24 protein-coding genes are annotated in these 25,747 nt (G+C 44.3%); all 24 read left to right on the forward strand.

Going from position 1 to position 25,747, the window contains the following annotated elements:
• The first annotated feature begins 168 nt into the window (after positions 1–168).
• Positions 169–378 (forward strand): DUF2061 domain-containing protein, encoded by a 210-nt coding sequence (locus tag ACSHX2_RS08535; protein WP_435692497.1) that lies wholly within the window; start codon positions 169–171, stop codon positions 376–378.
• Positions 375–971, forward strand: coding sequence for an adenylyl-sulfate kinase (gene cysC / locus ACSHX2_RS08540; RefSeq protein ID WP_435692499.1), 597 nt, complete (start codon positions 375–377; stop codon positions 969–971). Before ACSHX2_RS08535 ends, cysC begins: the two co-directional genes overlap by 4 nt.
• 5 nt (positions 972–976) lie before the next feature.
• Positions 977–1,882 carry a sulfate adenylyltransferase subunit CysD gene (gene cysD, locus ACSHX2_RS08545; RefSeq protein WP_435692501.1) on the forward strand — a complete coding sequence of 302 codons (906 nt, stop codon included), beginning with the start codon at positions 977–979 and terminating at the stop codon, positions 1,880–1,882.
• 49 nt (positions 1,883–1,931) lie between these two features.
• Entirely contained in the window at positions 1,932–3,176 is a 1,245-nt protein-coding gene (gene cysN, locus ACSHX2_RS08550; protein ID WP_435692503.1) for a sulfate adenylyltransferase subunit CysN, read from the forward strand.
• Between the two features lie 120 nt (positions 3,177–3,296).
• Positions 3,297–3,875 carry a PEP-CTERM sorting domain-containing protein gene (locus ACSHX2_RS08555; RefSeq protein ID WP_435692505.1) on the forward strand — a complete coding sequence of 193 codons (579 nt, stop codon included), beginning with the start codon at positions 3,297–3,299 and terminating at the stop codon, positions 3,873–3,875.
• 20 nt (positions 3,876–3,895) lie between these two features.
• Positions 3,896–5,077, forward strand: coding sequence for a DegT/DnrJ/EryC1/StrS family aminotransferase (locus tag ACSHX2_RS08560; RefSeq protein ID WP_435692507.1), 1,182 nt, complete (start codon positions 3,896–3,898; stop codon positions 5,075–5,077).
• A 43-nt stretch (positions 5,078–5,120) separates the two neighbouring features.
• Entirely contained in the window at positions 5,121–6,053 is a 933-nt protein-coding gene (locus ACSHX2_RS08565) for a UDP-glucuronic acid decarboxylase family protein (RefSeq protein WP_435692509.1), read from the forward strand.
• A gap of 19 nt (positions 6,054–6,072) precedes the next feature.
• Entirely contained in the window at positions 6,073–6,891 is an 819-nt protein-coding gene (locus ACSHX2_RS08570; protein WP_435692511.1) for a WecB/TagA/CpsF family glycosyltransferase, read from the forward strand.
• A 3-nt stretch (positions 6,892–6,894) separates the two neighbouring features.
• Positions 6,895–7,596 (forward strand): cytidylyltransferase domain-containing protein, encoded by a 702-nt coding sequence (locus ACSHX2_RS08575; RefSeq protein WP_435692513.1) that lies wholly within the window; start codon positions 6,895–6,897, stop codon positions 7,594–7,596.
• A 2-nt stretch (positions 7,597–7,598) separates the two neighbouring features.
• A complete protein-coding gene (gene neuB, locus ACSHX2_RS08580) occupies positions 7,599–8,633 on the forward strand; it encodes an N-acetylneuraminate synthase (RefSeq protein ID WP_435692515.1) in 1,035 nt (344 codons plus the stop codon).
• Positions 8,633–9,808 carry a UDP-N-acetylglucosamine 2-epimerase gene (gene neuC, locus ACSHX2_RS08585; protein ID WP_435692517.1) on the forward strand — a complete coding sequence of 392 codons (1,176 nt, stop codon included), beginning with the start codon at positions 8,633–8,635 and terminating at the stop codon, positions 9,806–9,808. The genes neuB and neuC overlap by 1 nt, the downstream gene beginning before the upstream one ends.
• Positions 9,792–10,838, forward strand: coding sequence for a GNAT family N-acetyltransferase (locus ACSHX2_RS08590; RefSeq protein ID WP_435692518.1), 1,047 nt, complete (start codon positions 9,792–9,794; stop codon positions 10,836–10,838). The genes neuC and ACSHX2_RS08590 overlap by 17 nt, the downstream gene beginning before the upstream one ends.
• A 31-nt stretch (positions 10,839–10,869) precedes the next feature.
• Complete coding sequence (locus tag ACSHX2_RS08595; protein WP_435692520.1) at positions 10,870–11,955, forward strand: nucleotidyltransferase family protein; 1,086 nt, start codon at positions 10,870–10,872, stop codon at positions 11,953–11,955.
• Positions 11,956–12,006: 51 nt separating this feature from the next.
• Positions 12,007–13,215 (forward strand): polysaccharide biosynthesis protein, encoded by a 1,209-nt coding sequence (locus ACSHX2_RS08600; protein ID WP_435692522.1) that lies wholly within the window; start codon positions 12,007–12,009, stop codon positions 13,213–13,215.
• Entirely contained in the window at positions 13,216–14,385 is a 1,170-nt protein-coding gene (locus ACSHX2_RS08605; RefSeq protein ID WP_435692523.1) for a LegC family aminotransferase, read from the forward strand.
• Positions 14,386–14,408: 23 nt separating this feature from the next.
• Complete coding sequence (locus ACSHX2_RS08610; protein WP_435692525.1) at positions 14,409–15,485, forward strand: sulfotransferase; 1,077 nt, start codon at positions 14,409–14,411, stop codon at positions 15,483–15,485.
• A 31-nt stretch (positions 15,486–15,516) separates the two neighbouring features.
• Positions 15,517–16,932: a lipopolysaccharide biosynthesis protein gene (locus ACSHX2_RS08615; protein ID WP_435692527.1), complete on the forward strand. Its 1,416-nt coding sequence runs from the start codon at positions 15,517–15,519 to the stop codon at positions 16,930–16,932.
• Positions 16,932–17,831: a 6-hydroxymethylpterin diphosphokinase MptE-like protein gene (locus ACSHX2_RS08620; protein ID WP_435692667.1), complete on the forward strand. Its 900-nt coding sequence runs from the start codon at positions 16,932–16,934 to the stop codon at positions 17,829–17,831. The genes ACSHX2_RS08615 and ACSHX2_RS08620 overlap by 1 nt, the downstream gene beginning before the upstream one ends.
• Positions 17,821–19,251, forward strand: a complete 1,431-nt coding sequence (locus ACSHX2_RS08625) for a hypothetical protein (protein ID WP_435692529.1) — start codon at positions 17,821–17,823, stop codon at positions 19,249–19,251. The genes ACSHX2_RS08620 and ACSHX2_RS08625 overlap by 11 nt, the downstream gene beginning before the upstream one ends.
• The gene (locus ACSHX2_RS08630; protein ID WP_435692530.1) at positions 19,251–20,351 is read left to right on the forward strand and encodes a glycosyltransferase family 4 protein; all 1,101 of its coding nucleotides are present in this window, start codon (positions 19,251–19,253) and stop codon (positions 20,349–20,351) included. Before ACSHX2_RS08625 ends, ACSHX2_RS08630 begins: the two co-directional genes overlap by 1 nt.
• Positions 20,352–20,402: 51 nt before the next feature.
• Complete coding sequence (locus ACSHX2_RS08635) at positions 20,403–21,317, forward strand: exosortase/archaeosortase family protein (protein WP_435692531.1); 915 nt, start codon at positions 20,403–20,405, stop codon at positions 21,315–21,317.
• A 3-nt stretch (positions 21,318–21,320) separates the two neighbouring features.
• Positions 21,321–22,067, forward strand: coding sequence for an exosortase-associated EpsI family protein (locus tag ACSHX2_RS08640; protein ID WP_435692532.1), 747 nt, complete (start codon positions 21,321–21,323; stop codon positions 22,065–22,067).
• A 91-nt stretch (positions 22,068–22,158) separates the two neighbouring features.
• The gene (locus ACSHX2_RS08645; protein ID WP_435692533.1) at positions 22,159–23,643 is read left to right on the forward strand and encodes a sugar transferase; all 1,485 of its coding nucleotides are present in this window, start codon (positions 22,159–22,161) and stop codon (positions 23,641–23,643) included.
• A gap of 23 nt (positions 23,644–23,666) precedes the next feature.
• The gene (locus ACSHX2_RS08650; RefSeq protein WP_435692534.1) at positions 23,667–25,559 is read left to right on the forward strand and encodes an O-antigen ligase family protein; all 1,893 of its coding nucleotides are present in this window, start codon (positions 23,667–23,669) and stop codon (positions 25,557–25,559) included.
• The last annotated feature ends 188 nt before the right edge of the window (positions 25,560–25,747 follow it).

Consider the following 25,747-nt stretch of genomic DNA (forward strand, 5'->3'; position numbering starts at 1 on the left):
ATAGCTGGATTGACCAAGGGCGGCAGCGTTTTTTGAGGTTGCCATTGTTTAATCATTACTAAACTAGGCAACTTAGGAATGAAATAATTCTTGCCAATGTTACAAGGCTCATTTATGGCTGTCTGCGTCATGAGTAAGCCCCTAGGAGACAGCAGAAGATTAAGTGTGATGAAAGGTATCACCTGGCGTTGTTTAGCAACGCTGACTACCTACTTGATAGCTTGGTTGTGGACTGGTGAGACTGAGCTCGCTGGCAAGATCGCTGCGGTGGAGTTCTTTTTGAAGTTTTTTATATATTACATGCACGAGCGTTTTTGGCTGTGGCTGCCGCAAAAAAGTGCAAATTGGAAAGCGAAATTTAGCAAAATAAAAGCATGAGCAATATTTACCCAGAATACGAGCGACAGCTCCCACAAGTAGCTAAAGAAGAGCTCTTAGGTCAACGTGGTTTGGTGGTGTGGATGTACGGACTATCAGGCTCGGGTAAATCTACTATCGCTAACGCAGCAGAGCAGGCTTTACACGTTAAAGGGCGCTATGTGGTTATGCTTGACGGCGATAATTTGCGTTCTGGCTTAAATGCCGGTCTCGGGTTTACTGATGAAGATCGTAAAGAGAACATCCGGCGAGCTGCTGAATTAGCTAAAATCCTCCGTCATAACGGCGCTATTGTTCTTGTCTCTCTGATCACGCCTCAAAATATTTTCCGCGATCAAGTACGCGAAATACTGGGAGATGGTCAGTACATAGAAGTTTACGTGAAAGCGTCATTCGAAGCCTGCCAAGAGCGGGATGTGAAAGGGCTTTACGCGAAAGTGAAGGACGGTAAGGTTGCCAACTTCTCTGGGAAATCTTCTTCATTTGAAGAACCCAATAACGCTGATCTAGTAATCGAAACAGAAAACCAAAGCGTCGAAGAAAGTCTCGAAACTCTTCTACAATCAATCACCCCCCAAATTTCTCAAAACTAACAGATATGTCTAATTATAATTTGAGCCATCTTAAGCAGCTTGAAGCGGAAGCGATTTACGTTCTCCGTGAGACTGCGGCACAGTTCGAAAATCCAGGCCTCCTTTTCTCGGGCGGTAAGGATTCCATTGTAATGGCGCACCTTGCGTACAAAGCATTCCACCCTGCACGTATTCCATTCCCATTGGTCCACGTCGATACGGGTCACAATTTCCCAGAAACTATCGAGTTCCGCGATTTTTACGCTGAAAAGATCGGCGCGCGTCTCATCGTGGGTTCTGTGCAGAAGTCGATCGATGAAGGTCGAGTGCAGGAAGAAACTGGACTTGATGCAAGCCGTAACGCGCTTCAAACAATCACTCTCCTAGATACAATCGAAGAGCATGGCTACGATGCGTGTCTTGGTGGCGGTCGCCGCGATGAAGAGAAAGCACGTGCGAAAGAGCGCTTTTTCTCTCACCGTGATGACTTTGGTCAATGGGATCCTAAGAATCAGCGCCCAGAGCTCTGGAATCTTTTCAATGGCCGTAAGCAGCAGGGTGAGCACTTCCGTGTGTTCCCACTTTCAAACTGGACTGAAATGGATATCTGGCAATACATCAAGGAAGAGAATATCGACCTTCCATGCCTCTACTTCGCCGCTGAGCGCGAGTGTATCACTCGTAACGGTACAATCCTGGCCATTTCTGAGTTCGTTTCTCCTCGTGATGGAGAAGTGGTCGAAAAAAAGAGCATTCGCTTCCGTACTATGGGTGATGCTACAATCACCGGCGCGGTAGAGTCCGTAGCTACTGAGTTCGACGGTATCATTGAGGAAGTGGCAGCAGCTCGTCAGACTGAGCGTGGTAATCGCGCAGATGATAAGCGCTCCGAGACCTCCATGGAAGATCGTAAGAAGGAAGGCTACTTTTAGGCCTCTAGTTCAATTTTTAATTTTTTAATTCTTAAATCACAAATTTCCCATGGATCTTTTACGTTTTACCACAGCAGGTTCCGTTGATGACGGTAAGTCAACACTCATCGGGCGCTTGCTCTATGATTCAAAATCAATTTTCGAAGACCAGCTTGAAGCTGTCAGAACCAGCTCAAAGAAGCGCGGTGACGAGGAAGTGAATCTAGCCCTTCTGACAGATGGTCTCAAGGCCGAGCGTGAGCAAGGTATCACTATCGATGTAGCCTACCGCTACTTCGCGACACCTAAGCGCAAGTTCATCATAGCTGATACTCCTGGTCATATTCAGTACACCCGTAACATGGTGACTGGCGCGTCTACAGCGGACATGGCAATTATTCTTATCGATGCCCGCAAAGGTGTGATCGAGCAGACTAAGCGTCACACATTCATAGCGAACCTTCTTCGAATCCAGCACATTGTTGTTGCGGTGAATAAGATGGACCTCGTTGACTTCTCAGAAGAGCGTTACGAAGAGATTATTGCAGAGTATCGTGAGCTAGCTAGCCGCCTCGGTAACCTTGTTGAAATTACTACGATTCCTATCTCCGCACTCCGTGGTGATAATGTGGTAGATAAATCTGAAAATATGCCTTGGTATGAAGGTGGAAGCCTTCTTTACCATCTTGAAAACGTTTACGTCGGTGGTGGTGAGAATCACGTCGAAGCGCGTTTCCCTGTACAGTGGGTCATCCGCCCTCACTCAAACGAGTGGCATGATTTCCGTGGTTTTGCGGGGCGTGTAGCTGGTGGGGTGTTCAAGCCTGGTGATGAAGTGCTTGCGCTTCCATCTGGATTCAAGAGTACCATCAAGTCTATCCACACAGCAGACGGAGAGCTAGAGGAAGCTTTCGCTCCTCAGTCAGTTACGATCACTCTCGATGATGAAATTGACATCTCCCGTGGCGATATGATCGTTAAGGCGAACAATCCACCAACCTCGACTCAGGACGTAGAAGCGATGGTTTGTTGGTTCTCTGAGCGCCCACTTGCGGTACGCGGCAAGTACATTATCCGCCACACGGAGCAGGAGACAAAGGCTGTAGTTCAGTCATTAGACTACCAAGTGGACGTGAATAATTTCCATAAGAAGGAAGATGTGCAGACTCTCAGTATGAACGACATCGGTCGTATTAAGCTTCGCACTGCGAAAGCGCTTCATATTGATTCGTATACTAAGAACCGTCACACAGGTTCCTTCATTCTTGTCGATGCGAGCACCAACGAGACCGTTGCTGCTGGTATGGTTGTGTAATTTATACAAGCCCGTTAGAGTATATCTAACGGGCTTTATCTCTGCTCTCAAATATCCGAGAGTAGTTTTTCTAACAGAATGTTCTAGCCAAAGCGGAGATATTTGCTAGAAAAACTTACAATGAAAACGACTTATTGTGTGTTCGTTGTCGGTGCAGTTTTGTGGGCGAATGCTCAAGCTGCAATAGTTCTTTTTAATCTTCGCGATCTTACTGGAACAACCAGTATTGAGGCTGGCTTGTATGAGGTGGATGGCGTGATTTTAACTATGACCTCAACAGAAGGTTCACTTAACCAAACCGCGAACGCGTTTGGTGTGAATCATTTTGACTCAGGTGATTTAACCGCTGAAATCGATGGTGTGGCTGGCGCTGAGAGTTTGAGCTTTAGCTTTAATGCTACAGGATTGCTAGATCAGCTAACGTTTTCCTCAGTTGGTGGCTCAGACTATATTCGCTTAACTAAAAATGGAGGTGGAGCTGTTGATTATTCAGCAAACACAGTTTCGCCAAGCATCGCGTTCACCTCGTCTGATGTATTCAAGCTGGAATATGTTTCCGGTAATGGTATGAGCTTCGATTCCATTTCGATAACATCAGTACCAGAGCCCACCTCTACGATTTTATTAGGTATGGGTGGACTTGCCCTCCTATCTCGTCGTAAAAGAACGCAACGGATTAGGAGTATTCCTAAGATGTAGTTCACAATAATTCAATTTTCATGCCAGTACCACTTCTCGATGTAAATGCACAGAACCTCCCGCTTCAAGATGAGCTAAGAGCAACCTTTGATCGCGTCTTGCAATCTGGTCGCTTCATCATGGGTGAAGAAATGGAAGCCTTCGAGCGAGAAGTGGCGGAAATGGTAGGCGTGAAGCATGCTATCTCGGTTTCATCTGGTACAGATGCTATTCTGTTAGCCTTGATGGCTTTAGGTATTGGTGAGGGAGATGAAGTGCTTTGCCCTTCCTTTACATTTTTTGCAACAGCTGGCTGTATTGCGCGTACGGGTGCGACTCCAGTATTCGTTGATAGTTGTCCAGTATGTTTCAATATCGATCTCACTGACGCGGCGAAAAAGCTTACGGCGAAGACGAAGGCTATCATGCCTGTGCATCTTTTTGGACAAGCTGCTGACATGGATGCGGTAATGAGTTTTGCCTCTGGAAATGCATTGAAAGTTATCGAAGATGGCGCTCAAGCAATTGGCGCAAAATACAAAGGCAAGGGAGTCGGTTCTATCGGCGACTTTGGCGCGTATTCCTTCTTCCCATCAAAAAACCTAGGAGGTTTTGGTGATGCGGGAATGTTGGTCACTAATGATGATGCGCTCGCTGAAATGGCACTTATGCTACGGAATCACGGAATGAACCCGAAGTACTATCATAAGTACTTGGGAGGTAATTTCCGCTGCGATGCACTGCAAGCTGCTCTGTTGCGCGTGAAATTACGTGAATACGATAGTTACACAGAGAAGCGCCAAGCGAATGCGAAGTATTACGTGGAGAAGCTTTCGCTGCTTGATGGTGTCACTCAAGCCCAGCAACAAGACTGTGGATGTATAGAGTCGCAAAACTTCCGTCATCAGGCTGCGGGGATCAAGTTAGTTCTCCCCGTGGCGTATGAGCACAATGAACATATTTGGAATCAGTTTACGATTCGTGTGCTCGGAGGTCAGCGCGACTCACTTCGTGCACACCTCACAGAAAATGGGATTGGCTGTGATACCTACTATCCGGTTCCATTGCACCAACAAGAATGCTTCAGTGACTTGCCTAAAACAGGTCTTCCAGTTTGTGAGCAGTTAGCTCTAGAGGTGATCAGCATCCCGATCTATCCAGAGCTCACACTTGATCAGAAAAATGAAGTGATTGAAGCAATTGCTAGTTTTCTAAAGGCTTAAACAACTTGAGCCATTTTCAATTAAATATTTTTAACTTACCATTATGCGCATACTAGTAACTGGAGGAGCTGGATTTCTAGGTTCTCACCTCTGCGAGCGCCTTCTCAATGAAGGCCATGAAGTAATCTGTCTCGATAACTTCTTCACGGGATTTAAGAGGAATGTTACGCATCTGTTAGGAAACCCAAACTTCGAGCTCTTGCGTCATGATGTGATCGACCCGTTTAAAGCTGAGGTCGATCAGATTTACAATTTGGCATGCCCAGCATCGCCGCCTCACTATCAGCACAATCCGATCAAAACGATTAAGACCTCAGTGATGGGGGCTATCAATACCCTTGGTTTAGCTAAACGTACTGGAGCCAGAGTGTTCCAGGCCTCGACTTCAGAAGTGTATGGCGACCCACACGTGCACCCACAGCCAGAAAGCTACTGGGGGAATGTGAATCCGATAGGGATTCGCTCTTGCTACGATGAGGGCAAGCGCGCCGCCGAGACTCTGTTTTACGATTACCACCGCCAAAACGGAGTGGATATTCGTATTGTTAGAATTTTTAACACCTACGGACCTCGCATGAATCCGGATGACGGAAGAGTGGTTTCTAACTTTATCGTGCAGGCGCTTCGTGGTGAAAATATCACCATTTATGGAGATGGTTCACAGACTCGATCATTCTGCTATGTTGATGACCTTATTGAAGGGTTCTCGCGTTTCATGAATCAGGATGAAATAATTGGCCCAATCAATATCGGCAATCCAAACGAATTTACGATGATTGAGCTCGCTGAGCAAGTTCTCGCGAAAGTGGGAGGCTCTTCAAAGCTGACATACCATCCACTACCAGGCGATGACCCGAAGCAACGCCAACCAGACATCAGCATGGCGAAAGAACATCTAGACTGGGAACCAACTATTTCCTTAGATGATGGACTCGATAAGACGATCCACTATTTTAAAGAATTGTTAGGTAAATAAGGAGCCCGCTTTTAATCCCTTGTCTAAACCATTTTATACTGTCGATGTAATCGGCTTGCCAGTTGCTGTTATTGATTATGCATCAGCGATAGCGTGGGTTTTTGAAAAGGCATTACAAGATGACTGTGCGTATGCCGTGGAAGCAGCTAATACGCATGTAGCTGCCCTAGCGCGCCACGAGAAGGACTTTGGCGAAGTCATGTCGAAATTCGACCTTATTTGTCCTGACGGAATGCCTTTGATCTGGGCAATCAATCGAGCCTTGGCAAAAGGAAAAAGTGTAGAGGAAAAAGAGGGAAGCGGTCATACTTGTGAGAGTGTAAAGCTTACAGGTAAACTCACTGATAGGGTCTATGGGCCGACTTTGATGTTAAAAGCTATCGAAGCATCATCAGAAAATAAAAAGCTGAAGCATTTTTTCCTAGGTGGCGCACAGAGTACACTGGATAAACTTCATCAGCGGTTTCAGAAGGAATATCCTGCTTCACAAATAACAGGCAGTTACTCTCCACCATTTGGCGATTGGGCTGAAGATGAGTTTGAGAGAATTAGAGAAAAAATTGTAGAGTCCGGCGCGAATCTGATTTGGATCGGTCTCGGCTGCCCAAAACAAGAACGTTGGATTGCGGCACATAAAGAGCAATTGCCTCCAGGCTGCTATTTCGGCATCGGAGCCGCATTCGCATTTCATGCAGGAGAAGTAGATCAAGCGCCGAGTTGGATGCAGAGTATTGGCATGGAGTGGTTTTATCGATTGTGTAAGGAGCCAAGGAGGTTGTGGAAGAGGTATTTTATCTATAATTTACTTTTTATGTGGTATCGAATATTTAGTTATTAAAAGATGAATGTTTTAGTGGTAATTCCAGCTAGAGGGGGCTCGAAAGGGATCCCTAGAAAAAATGTAAAGTACTTGGCTGGGAAGCCGTTGATTACATGGACCATTGAATTAGCATTGGGTGTTAGAGTGTTTTCTCGTGTAATCGTGAGTACAGATGATGATGAGATCGCAGATGTATCAAGAATGTGTGGAGCCAGTGTCCCATTCATGAGGCCTGCCGGATTAGCTAGTTGTAATGCATCGGGCGAAGATGTGATGGAGCATGCGCTTAAGCAATCTCAAGAGTGTTATAGTGAGGTCTATGATTGGGTGATGCTGCTTCAGCCAACTAGCCCTTTGAGAGATCAAAAAGATATCTCCTCTGTTATTGATGTGGCAAAACAAGGAGGTGTTGATACTGTAGTTTCGGTGCGAGAGGTCTCAGAACCTCCACAGTGGATGAAATTTATGCGTCCAGATGGTACTTTAGAGGATTTCATGAAGCAGCCCAAATGTGGGCCAACCCGACAATCCTTAGAATTACCATATATTGTCAATGGAGCTATTTATATGGTGAGGTCAGAGCTCTTGATGGACGGTAGGGGAATGTATGGCGGCGTGACAAAGGGGGTAGAAATGCCGCAAGAAAGGTCAATTGATATCGATACTTTATTAGAGTTTAGGATTGCTGAAATGCTTATCAAGGAGAGAGGAATCGAGGTTTAATTATGTTAGAGTTTTCTAAAGGAAAGTGCCTGATTATTGCAGAAGCGGGAGTAAATCATAATGGCGATATCGAGTTAGCTAAGGAACTGATCATAGCAGCTAAGAACGCTGGTGCTGATGTGGTGAAATTTCAGACATGGGTGACTGAATTAATAGTTACCGAGGAGTCTTTGAGCGCTGATTATCAAGAGGTTAATACGGGGTCTAAGAGCCAATTTGATCTCTTGAAATCGCTGGAATTGACTCACGATCAATTTTCAGAATTACAAGAATTTGCGGAGTTGATGGGGATACATTTTTTATCAACACCGGATGAGGAGGTGAGTGCACGTTTCTTAATTGATCGTGGAATGGGGCTGATCAAAGTGGGAAGTGGAGAACTCACGAACTTACCGTTTTTGGACTTTTTAGCTAAAGAGAGATTGCCCATGATTGTATCAACAGGAATGGCTACATTAGCAGAGGTGGAGCGTGCTGTATCGGTGATTGAGGCGTCAGGTCAGCGAGATATTTGCCTCTTACACTGTGTGTCGAATTATCCAGCGGATCCAGCAGAGTGTAATTTACGCGCAATGCAGACGATGCGTGAACATTTTGAGTGTCCTATTGGTTACTCGGATCATACAATGGGTAGTGAAATGTGTTTTGCTGCTGTGGCAATGGGAGCACAAGTCATTGAGAAACATCTAACCTTAGATAGATCAATGGATGGACCTGATCATCTATGTTCGTCGGAGCCTGATGAGTTTGCAGATCTGGTGAGAGGCATCCGTAAAATAGAAAGTGGTATCGGGGATGGAATAAAACGGCCATCATCTAGTGAGTTAGCTACACGAAAAGTGGTACGAAAGGAAGTGGTAGCGGCGCGAGATATTTTAGCTGGCGAGGTAATACGTATGGGTGATATTGCATTAAAGCGTGGTTCAGGCAAGGGGATAGGAGCTGAGCATCTTGAGGCTATTATAGGAAAAGTTACTACTTCAAAGATTGGTAAAAATTCGCTAATTTTAGAGAATAGTTTTGAAAGTGCGAGGTAATGTCTAAGGTGCGAAAAATTACAGTTTTTACTTCATCACGCGCCGAATATGGTAGTTTTCGTGGGTTGGTGAGAGCGCTTGAGGCTCATGCAGATCTTGAGTTGTGCTTAATTGTTAGTGGTAGTCACTTAAGTCAATCAGATGGATTTACAAAATCAGAAATTGAAGAGGATGGAATACCTATTGCGGCAGAGGTAGAGATGTTTGATGGAAAGTCGACTAGAGAAGAATTCTCCAAAGCGTTGGGTCGAGAGCTGATAGGGGTGACCGAAGCGTTAGTACGCCATCAACCTGCTATTATTTTGATCAATGGTGATCGAGCTGAATTACTGCCATTGGCTACCGCTGCGGTGTGTTTAGGAATACCTATAGCTCACATCGCAGGAGGTGAAATTACTGAGGGGGCTATAGACGATTCTATCCGTCATGCTGTCACGAAACTGAGTCACCTCCATTTCCCAACTAACCCATTACACGCTCAGCGTATTATGGGGATGGGAGAGGAGCCTTGGCGTGTCACGGTGACTGGTGAACCAGCTTTGGACGGTATTTTAGGTATGGATTATCTAAGTAAGGAGGAGCTTAGTGAGGAGCTTGGAGTTGACTTTACAGATCCGGTAGTAGTTGTGACATACCATCCTGAGACATTGGGTGGCGGTGCCATTGAGGATGTAAGGGCCCTTTTGGAGGGGGCTAGGAGGATCAATGCGAACTTCGTATTTACCTATCCTAATGCCGACCCTGGAAGTGCATTGATCTTGGAGGCTTTACGTGATTTTTGTGATAGTCACTCGAATGCTGTATTGGTTTCTTCATTAGGTCAAATTCGATACTATAGTGTATTAAAGTATGGCTCAGCGATGCTGGGTAATTCTTCTAGTGGGCTATGGGAGGCTCCAAGTTTTGGGCTGCCAGTGGTGAATGTGGGAGGTCGTCAAGATGGGCGCCTGCGCGCCAGAAATGTGATCGATGTGAAAACTTGCAAAGCGAATGATATTTCGAGTGCTTTGAAGTTAGCTTTATCGAAAGGTTTTAAGGATACGTTGAAGGGAGTGGCTAACCCTTATGGTGATGGGACTGCTATTCAGAAGATACTAGATGTATTAGTTTCAGTTGATCTTGGTACGAAACTATTACGTAAAAAATTTGTAGACTGTTATGGCCACTATGATTGAAATTTATGACTGCTTCCGTGATGCCGATAAGTGGAGGTCTCAGTTAGGTAGTACGGTGGATGTTTACTTTACCCCTGAGTGGTTACAGTTGCATGTTTTGTCAAACGGCGACAAAGGGCGTCTATTTTATTATGAAGATGATGGGCAGAGTTATATTTATCCATTTATTCAACGGCCCATTCCTCTGATTTATGGTGTAAAGGGGTGTGATATTGAAAGTGCCTATGGCTATGGTGGTCCATTGTGTAGTACTGATGATAGTGGTTTTATTGATTCCGCTCGGCGTGCATTTGAGGATTGGTGTACGAGTGAGTTTGTAGTCGCAGAATTCTGTGCATTTCATCCACTGATAGGCAATGATCGTTGGAATGCTGGTGATATGCAGATATTTGAAGATCGCCAAACGGTTTCCATGGATTTAAGAAATTGCGCGACGACTGAGTACTCTAGGGATGGTCGCTATATGGTGCGACGAGCTCAGAGAGAAGGTATTCAAGTGGATGAGTTGGACGTGGATCAGTATTTTGATAGCTTTGTACACCTCTATCTCGAAGGGATGCAAAAGATGGGAGCCGAGGCGTTTTATTCTTTTAATGATATTTATTTTAAGAGGTTAAAGGAAATGGTCAAACGGCAAGGCTGGCTCATGGCGGCACGGTCAGAGGGTGTGTGGTTAGCTGCTTCTCTCTTTATTTATGGAGGGCACATTCTTCATTATCATTTGTCGGTGAAAAATAGCGCACATAAGGCGCCAGGTGCAACTAATCTGATTCTTGACGCAGCAGCTCAGAAAGCGCGCACGATGGGCTTAAAGGAATTTCACTTGGGCGGTGGTCGATCGGTGGCAGAGAGTGATAGCCTTTTTAAATTTAAAATGTCAATGGCGTCTAGAAAGCACAATTTTTGGATTGGCAAATGTGTTCATCAGGCGAGTGTGTACAAGCAATTGATTGATCGCTGGGTTGTAGACTATCCTGAGCTAGAGAAAACCTATGGCAGTCGTATTCTTAAGTATAGAATTGTAGAATAGAGAAATGGATAATCTGAATATATCAAGATACATGATTACTCCAAATCATACAGTCCGAGAGCTGATGGAGCTGATCGGGCTCAATGCTCGAGGTATCGCTTTGGTGGCTGATAATAGGACGTTGATTACTACACTAACTGATGGGGATTTAAGGAGAGGTTTGCTTGACGGGGTAAAGCTTGAGGATAATGTGCTCAGCTTGATGCAAAGTAAGGACTTGCGAGGGATACACGACCCAATAGTGGTATCACCTGATGTGAGTGATGATGAATGTATTGCTATTATGCGAGATAATCAAATCACACAGCTTCCAGTCGTGGACAAGAGTGATTATTTGTTAGATATTGTGTTTAGCGAAGAATTAATGGGAAGGAATACGATACGTTTGAGTTGCTTAGTTGACGATTCAGAGGCAGCTCCATCGTGTGTCGAGACTTATGCCTACGGTGTAATTATGGCTGGTGGATTTGGTACGCGGCTTCGGCCACTTACTGATCATATGCCGAAGCCGATGCTACCTGTGAATGGGAGACCGTTGTTAGAGCATATTGTGGAAAGGTTTAAGCAATCTGGCATTAAGGATATTTATCTATCAACCTATTATAAAAGGCGTGTCATCGAAGAGTATTTTGAAGATGGTTCGAAATTTAATGTTAATATACGCTACTTACAGGAAAATGAGCCGAATGGGACAGCAGGTGCGTTAAGTTTAGTTCCTAGTGTCGACCGTCCTCTAGTCGTGACCAATGGCGACATCCTAACTAAAGTTGGTTGGCGGGCATTGTTAGATTTCCATCATGATCATAAAGCCTCTGTGACTGTGGGTGTTAGGCAGTATGATATGACTGTTCCCTATGGAGTGATGCGTGTGTCGGGGGAGCAAGTTACCTCTATAGAGGAAAAGCCAGTTTTAGATTTTTTGGTAAATGCCGGGGTGTATGTAGTGTCTGAAAAAGCGCACGGAATGATTCCTAAGGGGGTGCGTTATGATATGACAGATCTTATCGAAGAAGTCATACGTAGTGGTGGGTCTGTTGTAGCTTATCCAATTGCTGAGTACTGGATAGATATAGGGCAAATGGCTGATTACGAGAAGGCTCAGAAGGATCATGGCTAGGTGGGAGACCATTTAAATATTATGAGAAAGAATATTAAGATAAATTAGAGGATGTCTAAAGATAAGCAAAAACTGTTAAAGTCTATTTTGGGTAGGTCGGAATCATTTTTGAAGGATGATCTCGAGAGATCTTCTGATCAAATTCAAGAGCAGTTATTCGATGCCAGAGTCTTAGTTATTGGCGCTGCAGGTTCTATTGGTTCAGCATTTGTTCGTGAGCTGACTCGTTATTCGTTCAAAGCACTTCACCTTCTTGATATATCTGAAAACAATTTAGTAGAGGTTGTGAGGGATCTTCGGGCAGGAGCATACCAATTACCTAAGGATTTTAAGACGTTTTCAATCGATTTTGGAAGTACGGAGATGCAAGCATTACTGGCCAGTCATGCATATGAATACGTTCTGAATTTTTCAGCATTAAAGCATGTTAGAGCTGAGCGTGATCCTTTTACTTTAATGAGGCTACTCCAGGTAAATGTGCTTTCAAATAACGATCTATTGGATTGGTTGAGCGATATGACCAGTTTACGCCGAGTCTTTAGCGTGTCTTCAGATAAGTCAGTAAGGCCTGCAAATTTAATGGGGGCATCTAAGGCTTTAATGGAGAGAGTTTTCCTTCATCGTGCTGATGTGCTTGGTTTTACGAGTGCACGATTTGCTAATGTTGCATTTTCTGATGGGAGTTTGCTGCAAAGCTTTGAAAACCGCTTAGCAAAGAAACAGCCACTATCAGCTCCGAGTGATGTTCGTCGGTATTTCATTACTGAGCAGGAAGCCGGTCAGTTGTGTCTCTTGGCATGTTTTACGGGAGAGAATAGAGAGATATTTTTTCCTAAATTTGACCCAGAGAGGGACATGAAAACCTTTGCGGAAATCGCTAGACTATTTTTACAGGCGTCTGGCTATGAGCCGATCGAGTTTAATGAAGAGCAGCAAGCTTTAGCATTTATGCGCTCTAGATCAGAGGGAGATAGGCGATGGGCTTGCAATTTTTCAACGTCAGATACCTCTGGAGAAAAGCTTTATGAAGAATTCAATGATCCAGAGGAGCCGGTAGAACTTGAGCGTTTTAAGAATGTCGGGATCGTACTTTCTCCAAAGTACCATAGTGATGAATCGGTCATAGATGCTGTGAGGCTCATCCGTGCCGCTAGAGCCTCTGGGACGTGGGGAAAAGAGGAACTACTAAAGTATGTACAAACGGCAGTTCCTGAGCTGGAGCATCGAGAGGCGGACAAAAACCTTGATCAAAAAATGTAAATGAATCCTAGTGAAGAATTAATTGGTGTTTTAACGAATGTATTGGGAGCACAGCATGGTGTCATCCCCCTGCATGAGCCCTGTTTCAGGGGGGCTGAGGCTGAGTTAGTAGCTGATTGTATCAAGAGTGGCTGGGTGTCTAGCGTTGGCAAGTATGTGGATCAATTTGAGGAGGATTTAGCAGCATATTGTGGAGTTGAGCGAGCTGTGGCGGTAGTGAATGGAACTGCAGCTTTGCATGTATGTCTAATACTAGCGGGAGTGAAACCCAATGATGAGGTGCTCATGCCATCATTAACCTTTGTTGCGACAGCAAATGCTGTGGGTATGGCTGGTGCTATACCGCATTTCGTGGATGTAGAGCGAGCAACCTTGGGCTTGGATCCAGATAGCTTATACGAGTACTTAAAAAATGTATCAGTGAAGAAAGTTGATGGTCTTTATAATAAGAATACAGGAAGGCGAATTACAGCTATTTTGCCGATGCATACTTTAGGTCACGCAATTCGAATGGATCGCCTAATGGAGGTAGCTGAATTGTTTTCTTTGGCTGTAGTGGAGGATGCTGCCGAATCATTGGGAAGTTATTATAAAGGAAAACATACTGGTAATTTTGGTATAGCTTCAGCTATTAGTTTTAATGGTAACAAAATTATCACAACTGGTGGAGGTGGTGCAATATTGACCAATGATAATGATTTGGCAGATAGAGCGAAACATTTGACTACAACTGCGAAGGTGCCCCATCCATGGGAATTTGTGCATGATCAAAAGGCGTTCAATTACCGCATGCCAAATTTAAATGCAGCAATGGGGGTTGCTCAATTAGAGCAGATGCCCGACTTTTTGGAGAGCAAGAGAAAGTTGGCCTCTCGCTATAAGGCAGCTATAGAGAATGCCGCTTCTTTTCGATGGGTGGACGAGCCTCTGGGCTGCAAGAGTAATTATTGGCTTAATGCTGTGGAACTGGTTAATGCCTCAAGGAAAGATCGCGATAGTTTACTCTCATTATGTAATGATCATGGTTTTATGGCTCGACCATTATGGAGGCCAATGCATCAATTGGAGATATATAAAGATTGCCCTAGATCAAAGACGGATGTGTCTGAGAGCATAGAGAAATCGATCTTATGCCTTCCAAGTAGTGCGTCTTTGATTAAGTGCTCTTAAGTGTAAAAAAGTGAATAATCTCGATGTTTGAAGAAGCTAAAAAGCAATATGCTGACTATTTAACATTTTACCATGAATGTAGGATCCCAAAGCATCCATTTTTTGATCTCGTTAAAAACCAGAATTTATCGAGACTATTGATTGTATCTAGCCCATCTAGAATGGGCAACCACCTTTTAATGTCGATGCTCGATGGGCATCCTGAGTTGCCAGTCGTACCGGGTGAAGACGGCTTTCATATGTTCAGTTTTACGCGATGTAATTATGATATAAAGCATTATGTTGAATCATTAAGATCTGCGGATGCTGTAGAAAATATGATGGAAGTAGCATCAAATGGTGCTGGGAGTAAGTGGAGAAGGATGAAAGAGCTGGCTGATAGTGGGTGTGAAGGAACTGTCGGGTATTCAGGAATAGGAGATGCCAAGGTTTCATCGGTAGTAGATTTTGAAGGGCGAGTAGTTGATGTAGATTTTGAAAGTTACTATCAAAACCTATCAGAGAACCTGGAGCAGATTATAAAGGCGAAGACGTATAATGAAGTATTTTGTATTTACCTCAGAGCTTTAATGAAATTGGTTCCTCAGCAGAATCAGTCGAAATACGATGGCTATATGGTGCATGGAGCCATGCGTACTCAGTTATTGTGGATTTGCCAAACAATGCCAAATGCGAAAATCCTTACTAGCCTTAGACCCTTTGATTCTTATGCTATTTCTCAGATCAAGTCTAAGCATGGGGATGTAGATATTACCAAAGAGATGGTCCAGGTGGCCTGGGAGCACTGGTACCACAAAGTGATTGATATGCTCTATCTGAGGTTACATTACCCGGAGCAGGTGGCATTGGTGAGTTTTAATGATCTAATAGAAGATAGAGAAAGTGTACAGAGATCGCTTTGCGGATTTCTAGGGATAGAACAGGCTGAATCGATGAACGAAGCGACTATTATGGGGCTAGGGGTAAAAGGAAACTCTTGGCGCTCTCGATCATCGTCTAAAGAAGGTGAATTTTATCGATCAGTAGAGTTATTAGATCACCGCATGATACCTGAAAGCTACTCAGCTATCTGGGAATTAGTGAAAGTCGCTACTTTATAATGCTACTATATGTGAGGAAATATATTAGTTTATGCAGCTGAAAAGAGTAATAAAAGGTACATTCTGGTACTCGATAGTCGGAGTGCTTACGAGTGGGGTTAGTTTGATCTTGTTACCGCTACTGACACGTGTTTTGTCACCCACAGAATTTGGCGTTTTAAGTACAGCTACAGCAGTTTCATTACTACTCACTCCATTTGTGACATTAGGGTTGGGGGCTTCTGTAGCTCGGTATTTTTATGAATATAAAGATGACGAAAGTAAATTCATCAGCTTATTTAGCGCTTCATTTTGGGTGCAGCTATGCGCTGGTTTTGTTGTTGTTTTATTCATATGTGGACTGTTCTGGTTCGAGGTGATTGATTCAATAGCTGGAGTTAATTTTTGGCACCTCGCACCAGTGATGATATTATTAATATCGAATCCTCCTAGAGACATTGGAGGGCAGTTGTTAACAGCTCAAGAAAAGCACAGGAACTCATGTATGATTCAAATATCAGCATTTTCTGTAGCTACTTTAGCAACCTTCATATTGTTGTTGGTTTTTAATCAGCAGTCGATGGGTAGGCTTACCGCAAAATGCCTAGGGGGGCTTGTTAGTGTCTTTGTAGTATTTAAGCTATTGGACTTTTCTATGTACCTTAAGCCTAGGGTAGATCCAATAGAGTTGAGAGTTTCTTTGCGTTATGGACTTCCTTTGATTCCTTATGGCTTCGCTATGGGAGCGATGATGTATTCAGACAGACTCATATTAGAACATTACATGAAAATGGAAGATGTAGGTCTTTTTTCAGCGGCGAAGACCGTGGCAATGGGCGCAAATTTCATCTATAGTTCAACGACGAGATCGTGGATGCCACGATATCTTGATTTAAAGTCTGCTAGTAAGGAGGGGGAGGCTTCAGATGTGCAGTGGACGAAAATGATTTTTTTCGTGATAGTTGCCCTCGTTTTTGTGCAGCTAGCTCCCTACGTTTATCCAGTCATCGTTGATAAAGAGTACGTGGGAAGTGGGGATTTACTACCTATCTTTGCGTTAGCAATCTACTTCAATGGTGTTTTTGTCTCACAGGCGACATACATCAATTATTTAAAGAAAAATGCCTGGCTCCCAGTATTTGCCACGATAGGCTTGGCGATCAATATAGCGAGTTGCGTGTTTTTGATTCCTCAATATGGTTTATCTGGAGCAGCTTGGTCCAATGTGGTGGGTTTTTTCGCAATGAACATGATTCTCCTTATTTTTTGTGTAGTGTATAAAAGTGATTTGATTGAACGAGTTTATATCCCATTTGCAGCAATGCTCGTTTGTGGTGTATCGATGTATGTAGTGTGCGAGTTTGCTGTTGTTGGTAGTTTAGTGCAGCAATCATTGTTATTTTGTGCTGTTCTCATTTGTGTTGCGGGGCTGTGGTTGTTAGGTCGCAAACTCATAAGTAATAAGTGATGGATTTTCAGGATGTTAAGAGACGTGTAAAAAATATTTTTCGCGAAGAGCCAACGACTCTTTCTCGCTTGGTTCTCTGTAAACTAATAACTGCAGTTAGGTGTTTTCTTTACACATTGAAATACAGAGGATTGCGGCGTTTGGGGCGTGAGCGTATTTCAGAGTTTCGTAAGACTCGGGCACGTAAAGTTTTTGTTTTTGCAAATGGCCCCTCACTTGCGGATTTAGACTTCAGGAAAATAAAATGTTTAGTAGAATCAGGTGAATATGATCTTATAACCGTAAATTCTTTTGCATCTAAGGTGATGTTTGATCATGATTTGAAGCCTAGCTTCGGTGTATTTGTTGACCCGTCACACTACCGAGAAAAAGATGATCCCAAGTATTCAAAGCAATCGGAACTAGATATTCAAGCGATGAATGATAAGAGTGTTGATGTACTTGTCCCATACCAATACTATCATAGAACTAAGTTTTTAAATTCTATACCATGTTGTATGTGCTCTAATGTGTATAGCTCTAATGTTAGTGATGTTAATAAGCCTATAGGTTTTTATGATAGGACAGCTTTTTATTCCATATCATTAGCGATGGATATTGGGTACGATGAAATTTATCTTTGTGGATATGATAATTCATACTTTAAAACCTATTATGTGGATGTCGATAATAAGCAATATTTCAAAAATGAACATTTTTATAATAAAGAAGCCTCCGATTTTTACCTGCCAAGAGAAAAATATGGACCTACGACTCATATATTTTTTGATATTTACAAACACTTTGCGTATCTCGAAAAAATTAATAAATTGAGTACTTCCAAAATATATAATATTGCAAAATCAACTTACACGGACGCTTTCGACAGAAATTTAGATTTAGATGTTTATGAAAAATAATATACAATCAATATTTATTTATACTGTTGCATTATTGTTTGCTATAATTGTAATAACCGTTGTATTGTCCAGTGGTGGTAATGAGGTGGGAGCTTTAGCGCTGATTCTTTCATTTGTTTTTCTTCTCGTCGGTTTACTCGTTCCAAAGTCTGCAGTCTACTTACTTGTATTTCTTGCAGCATATAGCGACCTCTTGAAAAGATTTTTGATCTTAGGGTCCTCACTATCTGAATTGGATCTTGTTTATGTGCTAGCAATGAGTCCTATGGTTTTAGCGGGTATTACCTCACACTGTCTAATATCAGGGGTTCTTCACTCATCGAATAGTAAGTATGATAATATTAGATTTTGTTTTTGTACGTTTATATTATGTTTAGTGGCTCTAAATGCAGCTATGGGGGATGGGGGGATGAAATCTTTGAGAGGGGTTGCTGACTACGGAGTGTTTATATATTTAATTTATGTGTTACCTATAATTTTCAGAGAAAATGAATCGCTAGTGAGGTATGCAAAATTCGCAGCATATGTGTTTATTCCCGTTGCAATCTATGGGGTTTGGCAAAGAGTATACGGCTTAGCCGGTTTTGAATTAGACTATTTAGCTACTGGCTTATCGATAGAATCTCGTCAGTTAGCAGATGTTGATATCCGACCTTTTTCAACATTGAATTCAGCTAGTTCCCTTACAATCGTAATGTCGGCTTGCGCCATGATTATGTGTATATGCTTAAGGTATAAAGCAATAAATACATTGGTAGGTGTTCTTTTGATTGGGTTGTTCAGTCTATCTTGTGTCATGACTTTTACTCGTGCAGGCTGGATTACATTGATGATTTACCCCCTTATAGTTTTACTCATTAGATATAAATGGACGACGATAATAATGTATGTTTTCGGTATTTTTTTATTGATATCATTGGTGGTTTTTTCTGACTGGTTTTTAAATAATCTACATGGGTGGCAATCTATGATTAGTGGAGACTATGGTGAGAGTACCCAAGCATATAGAGTAACAACTTTATATGATAGGTTTCTAGGATTTTCTAATGTGAAGAATCCTGATAATTGGCAACCATTTGGTGTGGATCATGAGCCATACGCGTCTGAATATAGGTATGATGATCCAGCGTTCTCGCATGACATGATAAGTAGATTTTTATTCAAATGGGGATATATTCCCACTTTCATATTGTTGATTTCGGCTGTTGTGTTTTTGAGGTCACTTCATCGCAGTATGTTCAGGTTGAGTGTTACTGATCGAAAGTATGTAACGACGGTGGTTGGCGCGGTTTTGTCACTATTGGTGTCAATTATTGCAGGTACTTATATATTCCAGTTTCCTGCAAATATTTTTCTGTTCATCCTAATTAGTTTATCAATTCATTCCATTTCCCCCAATGAGGAAAGGCTACGTACTTAATGCATAAACGATGTGAAATATTGATAGTGGGGCAAACCCCCCCACCTTTCCATGGCCAGTCGATAGTTACTCAAATACTTTTTGAGCATGATTGGGCTGATCTTGACGTTGAAAGGTTGCGGATGGTGTATAGTGATAAGGCTGAAGATATTGGAGTTTTTAAGCTTAAAAAAATAGGGCATCTTTTTAGTCTAATTTTAAAAACGTGGTTGTTCGTAACCACTAGAAAGCCTATTTGTCTTTATTACTTGCCAGCAAGCCCTAGTTTGGTTCCAGTCATCCGTGATCTGGTGTACTTATTGTCTGTTAGGTGGCTATTCCCTAAAACTATATTCCACTTTCACGCTGGGGGACTGGATGAGTATATTGAGGCACTGCCAATAATTGGGAGGGTGGCTCGCTTCGTCTACCGTGGGGCTGATTTGTCGATTGATGTTAATAGAATTGGTTCTCCATCGGGTGCTTATTTTAAAGCTAAGAAAAATGTTGTCATTATGAATGGGGTTGATGTGCATGTTCTCCCGCGATCTAGAGAGGCTAAGTTGTTCCGAATTCTTTCTGTGGGTTTATTATGCGAAGAGAAAGGGGTGCTTGAGGTAATCAAGACTGCTGCTGTATTGAGGGATGCTAATGTGTTGTTTGAATTCGTATTTGTAGGTGACTGGGTGAGCGAGGAATTTAGAGGGAGAGTCCATGCTCTTCTCGTCCAGCAATCTCTTAGGGAGCAAATTATTTTTACAGGGCCATTACATGGAGATAGTAAGTGGAAAGAATATGCGGATGCAGACATCTTTCTATTCGCGTCACATCATCCTACAGAAACTTTTGGAATGGTTCTCGTGGAAGCTATGGCGAATAGCTTAGCGGTGGTAGCAACAAAGTGGAGGGGTGTTGCAAGTGTGGTAAGTGACCAAAAAACAGCGATTTTATGCGACCCTAAATCTCCAGAACTGTTGGCAGAAGCTATTTTAAAGTTGAAAAACGATCCTGAATTAAGAGAGAAAATGGGGTTTTCCGGAAGGGAAAGATATCTTCAAAATTATACAAAGGCATGCTTTTTACGTAAGATGGAAGCCGCTTTTCTAGAGGTGTGTCGCTGATCCGTATATGAAAAATATTTACAAACTTAGAACCTTGGGGATTGTGAAGACATGAACGCAAATAATAGAGCCATCACACCGAGTGGGTACGTTCCAATTATTTTAATCGGTCTAGTGCTCGGCTATTATTTTGGTGTGCACGATATAAGTACCAATTTAGAAGGTCGTGGAAGTAATTTGATTTCATGGATGGTTTTGTCTTGGAATGAAACTAATGACTTACTGCACGGTTATGCGGTGCCGTTCTTGTTCATGGCTTTTTGTTATTCGGCGGTGAAGCCGATTAAGTTAGAGGAGAAGTCGAGTGGCTGGTTCGGTCTTATTATTGTGTTGTTTGGGCTGCTGCTTTTTTTAGCGTCTGCACGGACAATTCAGCCGCGATTGGCGTTGATTGGCTTGCCATTTTTGATTGCAGGGTCTTCGATTTATTTGTTGGGCTGGAAGAAGGGGCGGTATCTCTTGTTTCCTGCGTTTTTCTGGTGGTTTGCGATACCTGTCCCGGGCCTGAATCAGATGACGAACCATCTGCAGGTGTTCGTGACGCAGGCTTGTTATTATGCGGGGACTGGTGTTGGGATGGATTTAATCAACACGGGGAACAACATTCATTCGGCGACCAATAAGTGGGACTTCAATATTGCAGAAGGTTGTAGTGGGGTGCGCTCACTAATGGCGCTGGTGATGATTGCAGCCATTTACGCGTATTACACGCAGAAAGAGCTTTGGAAGAAGGTCGTGGTGTTTGCTTCGGCATTGCCATTGGCCCTATTTGGAAATTTTTGCCGAGTCTTTACGATTCTGGTGTTGGCTGAGTTAGGCTTTGAGGATTTTGCTGCGAATGCCTACCACGATTTTTCAGGACTACTATTGTTCTTCCCAGCCGCATTGGCTGGGTTGTTTGTTTTAGATCGGGTGCTCAATCCGAAGAGGTTTAAGAAGAAGGTGAAAGTTACTCAAAAAGCTTAAGTGATGAATGGTGTTACAAAACGTTTATGGATATTGCTGGGTGTTCTTTCTCTAGGTTTTTCAGCGATCTGGATACTACCGAAGCAAAAGGAAATGGTGTCCTCTCGCCTGAGCAAGGATCTACCAGCTTCGGTGGGCTCATGGACGAGCGAAAAACGCGAAGTCAGTGCAGCTGAGTTGAAAATTCTTGCCGCGGATACCGAGTTTGCTCGCCGCTATTATACTGACACCTATGACAAAGGGTTCTCAGGCGTGGAGGTTTCGCTGGTTTTTTCTGGGAAAGATATCAACAATAGCCTCCATCGGCCCGAGATTTGTTTGAGAGCGCAGGGCTGGAATTTTGAAAGAGAGCGCTCGATTGTGATTCCGAATGTCTTTGCTGATGGTAGCGGGCTCCAGGTCCGTGAGATTGTCTGTGTACGGCCGCGTGTGAAGCATAACGGGGTGGAGCCACCTAAAAATAAGTTTGGTGAACCAGTCTACGATAAGCGGATACAGTACTACACTTTCTTTGGCGCAGAAAAAATTGTTTCAGGCCATTACGACAGGACCTTTGCAGATATCGAGGCACGATTGTTTAAGGGCTACGATCAACAATGGGCTTACGCTACTTTCAGCGTGCCGGTGACTTCGGTATACCGAGATCAAGGTTTCCGTATCCCAGATGAACAGGTCTTTGATGAGAAACAAAGCGCTGAAATAATGGAGGGTTTTATGCGTGAATTGTTACCACAAGTAGTCACACCTTAAGCAGTGGAATGTTGAGCGATTTAGCCTGGAAGATGTGGAATAGCAGCAGCGTTGCGGTTTAAGTTGAAGTTACTGTAGTGTTTGTTAGACATTGACATGCGGCTTGGGTTGCCTAGGTCACTCCTCACTCCTCACTCCTCACTCCTCACTCCTCACTCCTCACTCCTCACTCCTCACTCTATTGTTCGGATCACGTAAAAAAGAAGAATTTTCGCTTCAGGCTCTACAGTTGTTAGACGCCTTTTTGGTGTGGGCAGGATTTGCGATTGCTTCAGCGGTTCGGTGGAATGTGATTGACCAGCAATACTCGGGCCTTGGTTTGAACCCGATTGCGTGGTTGTTGTTCATTGTAGTTCCGTTCACGCCCTTGACGCTCGAGTTGTTTGGTTTTTATAAGAATACGCTAAATTTAAAGGCATCGGCTGCGCTATGGAAAGTCATCCAGACCGCAGCTGTGTTAGGGGCTGTGGTTGGGGGCTGTGTCTTGGCATTTAAGTTAGACCCGTCATCGCGTTTGGTGCTGGTGTTTGGTGGGTTCTTTGCTCTGAACTTTGTGTTTTGGCGCTTTGTGTGGGTGCGCAATGTGTTGCGCCGAAGGGTGAAGAAAGGGGCTGATCGGGAGCGCGCTATTTTGGTCGGTGCCTTGGAAGATTTAGCCGAATTTGAGGCCGAGTTGCCGTCGTCTGTGACCGATTATCTCGAGATCTGTGCTCATTTTGATTTGAACGGCCGGGAGGTGAGCGAGCTTGCGGATGTGATCGTGGAAGCGTCAGCCCAGCGGGTGATTGTTTCTCCGCGCCATGTATTGTTCGATAAAGTGGGCGAGGCTGTGAGCATTTCTGAGGTGCAGGGGCTAGAGGTTTGGGTGGCCGCTAATTTTGTAAGCGCGCAGATTTCTCGTCCGGCGTTTGATACTCTGGGCGACAAGCCGATGTTGGTGTTACGTTCGACTCCTGAGTTGTCATGGGCATTACTGGCGAAGTCCTTGTTAGACCGTTGTTTTGCATTGGCGGTTATCGTTGCTAGTTCGCCGCTTTGGTTGCTCGCGGCTGTGGGGATTATGTTATCGAATCCTGGCCCTGTGTTTTTTAGACAACGACGCGCTGGCAAGTACGGTAAGGAGTTTAAGATGTGGAAGTTCCGCACTATGTGCTTGGATGCTGAGGAGAAATTGGCGAAAGTGAAGGAGCAGATGGGCAATCAAATGACTGGTCCAGTGTTTAAGCTTGAGGACGATCCTCGGGTGTTTCCTTTTGCGCGATTTTTGCGGAAATGGAGTATCGATGAGTTGCCGCAGTTTATTAATGTGTTGATGGGCGATATGAGTGTGGTCGGGCCGCGGCCACTTCCCGTTTACGAGGTGAAGGAATTCGAGCAATCAGCGCATCGTCGCCGTCTGAGCGTAAAGCCTGGGATTACCTGCACTTGGCAGGCAGGTGGGAGGAATACGATTACTAGTTTCGATGACTGGGTAAAAATGGACCTAGAGTATATTGATAATTGGTCATTGTGGCTGGATTTGAAGATTATCTGTAAAACCATACCAGCGGTGTTGTTCTCCAAGGGGGCGAGCTAGGAGAGTCTATTTTGAGTGGATTGATGAAAAAGACCATCTCGGTGTTTCAGGGGCTAGTGCTCATTCTAGGGTATCTCCTTTGCGTTCTGCTGGCGACTTGGGACCGGCCGGAGGCGATGGCTCCCTACGTGCTAGTACTTGCACTGGCGGGAGTATTGTGGGCTTTGGTTTGGTTCTTCTTGGAACGTGTGGCATTGGGCTGGTTTGATGCTTTGGTAGTTATCGCTGCGGGGTGCTTTGCCTGGCGCGCGTGGGAGTCGCCGGTGGCGCTCTATGGGCAGACTGACTTGATTCTCATTCTTTCGGCGCTCTTGCTGTGGTTTGGGGTATCGACCATTGCGGGAAGGCAACCGGCGATAGTGAAGCGGGTGTGGCTAGCTGTGATGCTTGTCATGTTAGGCTGTAACGTCGCAGCGAGTTGGTATCAGCTGAATGTTGACCAAAGCTGGTGTTTGTTTGTGGAGCGGACTGAGGGGAATGTGGTGGGGACAGGAGTGTTCACCCATTATAACTATTTCGGGAACTTCGCAGCTGTGGCAGCGCTGAGCTGCTTAGGAATGCTGTTTGGTAAATCGGTGGGACTAATGACGCGCATTGTAGCGGGCATTGTGGTGGTGGGGAATTTGGTGTTGTTGGGGATGTGTGCATCGCGCGGGGCTTTTGTGAGTGCCGCGGCGGGCATGGCGGTGTTTTTTGTTTTCTACGCGATCCATTTATGGAATTCGAGAAAGCTGAAGAAGCCTTTAGCAGCAGGAGGCTTATTGCTGTTAGTAATCGTGGTGGTATCTGCGGGGTATTCTCAATTTGGTCGGCTGGATGCGAGCCGAGGTTGGACGGCGCATGAGGGGCAGACTCAGGACAGTGGGCGGAAAGATTTTAGTGCGTTGGCTGTAGATCAGTTTATGGAAGCGCCTGCATTTGGTTTGGGAGCACATTCGGTGGAGTGGCGGAGTGTTTCCTTGCAGTCGCGTCGCGGTGGGTATGCACTTGGAACACTGAACTATGCGCATAATGAGTACTTTCAGGTGCTCTGTGATTATGGGCTAGCAGGGTTCATTCTCTTGTTTAGCTTGATTCTTTCTTATGGTGGGGTGCTGGTTTTTTCGTTGCTTAAGCGTGAGGACGTGGTGTGGGGAATGGCGGTATTTGCAGCCTTTGTGGCCTTTTGTGTGCATTGTTTATTTTCATTTCCGGCGCATATTCCGGCGAACTTACTGACCATAGTGGTGGTGTGTGCGTTGGGTTGGCGGAGACTAAAGTTTGAAGCTGGGTTGGGGCGCTGGCTATTAGTCATACCGGTGCTGCTGTCAGTATTGACGAGTTCTGCCTACGCTATGTATTTTGGCTGGAAAGAGTTGCCAGCGTTTAAGGTGTACAGCCGATTCAACGAGACCATGGAGTTGAGCGATTGGGAGCCAGAGCTGCGCGAGCAGGCTGCGGCGTTAGCGGCTGTAAACGAGCGAGCTCCGAATTTTAAAAGAGAGTGGCGCTTGGGCGAGATGTATGGGTCGCTGTTTGAGAAGTCGGCTAATCTCGTGGATTACAAACAATCGGGAGAGCACTATCTGCGGGCAGCAGCTCTTTATCCGATGTCTCCGAATTTACGCTTAACTGAGGCTAGCTTTCTCGCTGCGAGCGACGAGTATGCAAAGGCTGAAGAGTCGTACGAATTTGTACTAGAAAATGGCGTGAGCCAACGGCGTTGGTTGTATCTTTACTGGAAGTATGGACTTTATTGCTATCAACGCGGGGACTCATTGTGGCTGGAGCGTGAGGGTGCGCAAGCATTGGTGTATTTCAAGAAGGCACAGGAACTGTTTGGTATGGCGCGGCCACCTCGTGAGGCGCAGGAGGAACTTCGTGCAATGAAGCGAGAGCTTGCGGAGCGGATACGTTTGCTGGAGCGGGTGTTGTAGCAAGCTGCAGAGAAGGGTTAAGTCCATTTCTGTCTAAGTGTCTGTAGATTAGATTTAAACGCTGGATATTATGAAATGAGGTAGTGCGGGCTCACTGAGTGCGCAGAGGTGCCAACGGCTACAATAATCGTGGAATACCCATTCGCCAAAAATAAGCTTGGCCTTTAGCCCTACCTTTTTCAGTTCGT

The sequence above is a fragment of the Rubritalea sp. genome, assembly GCF_051252225.1.
GTDB lineage: Bacteria > Verrucomicrobiota > Verrucomicrobiia > Verrucomicrobiales > Akkermansiaceae > Rubritalea.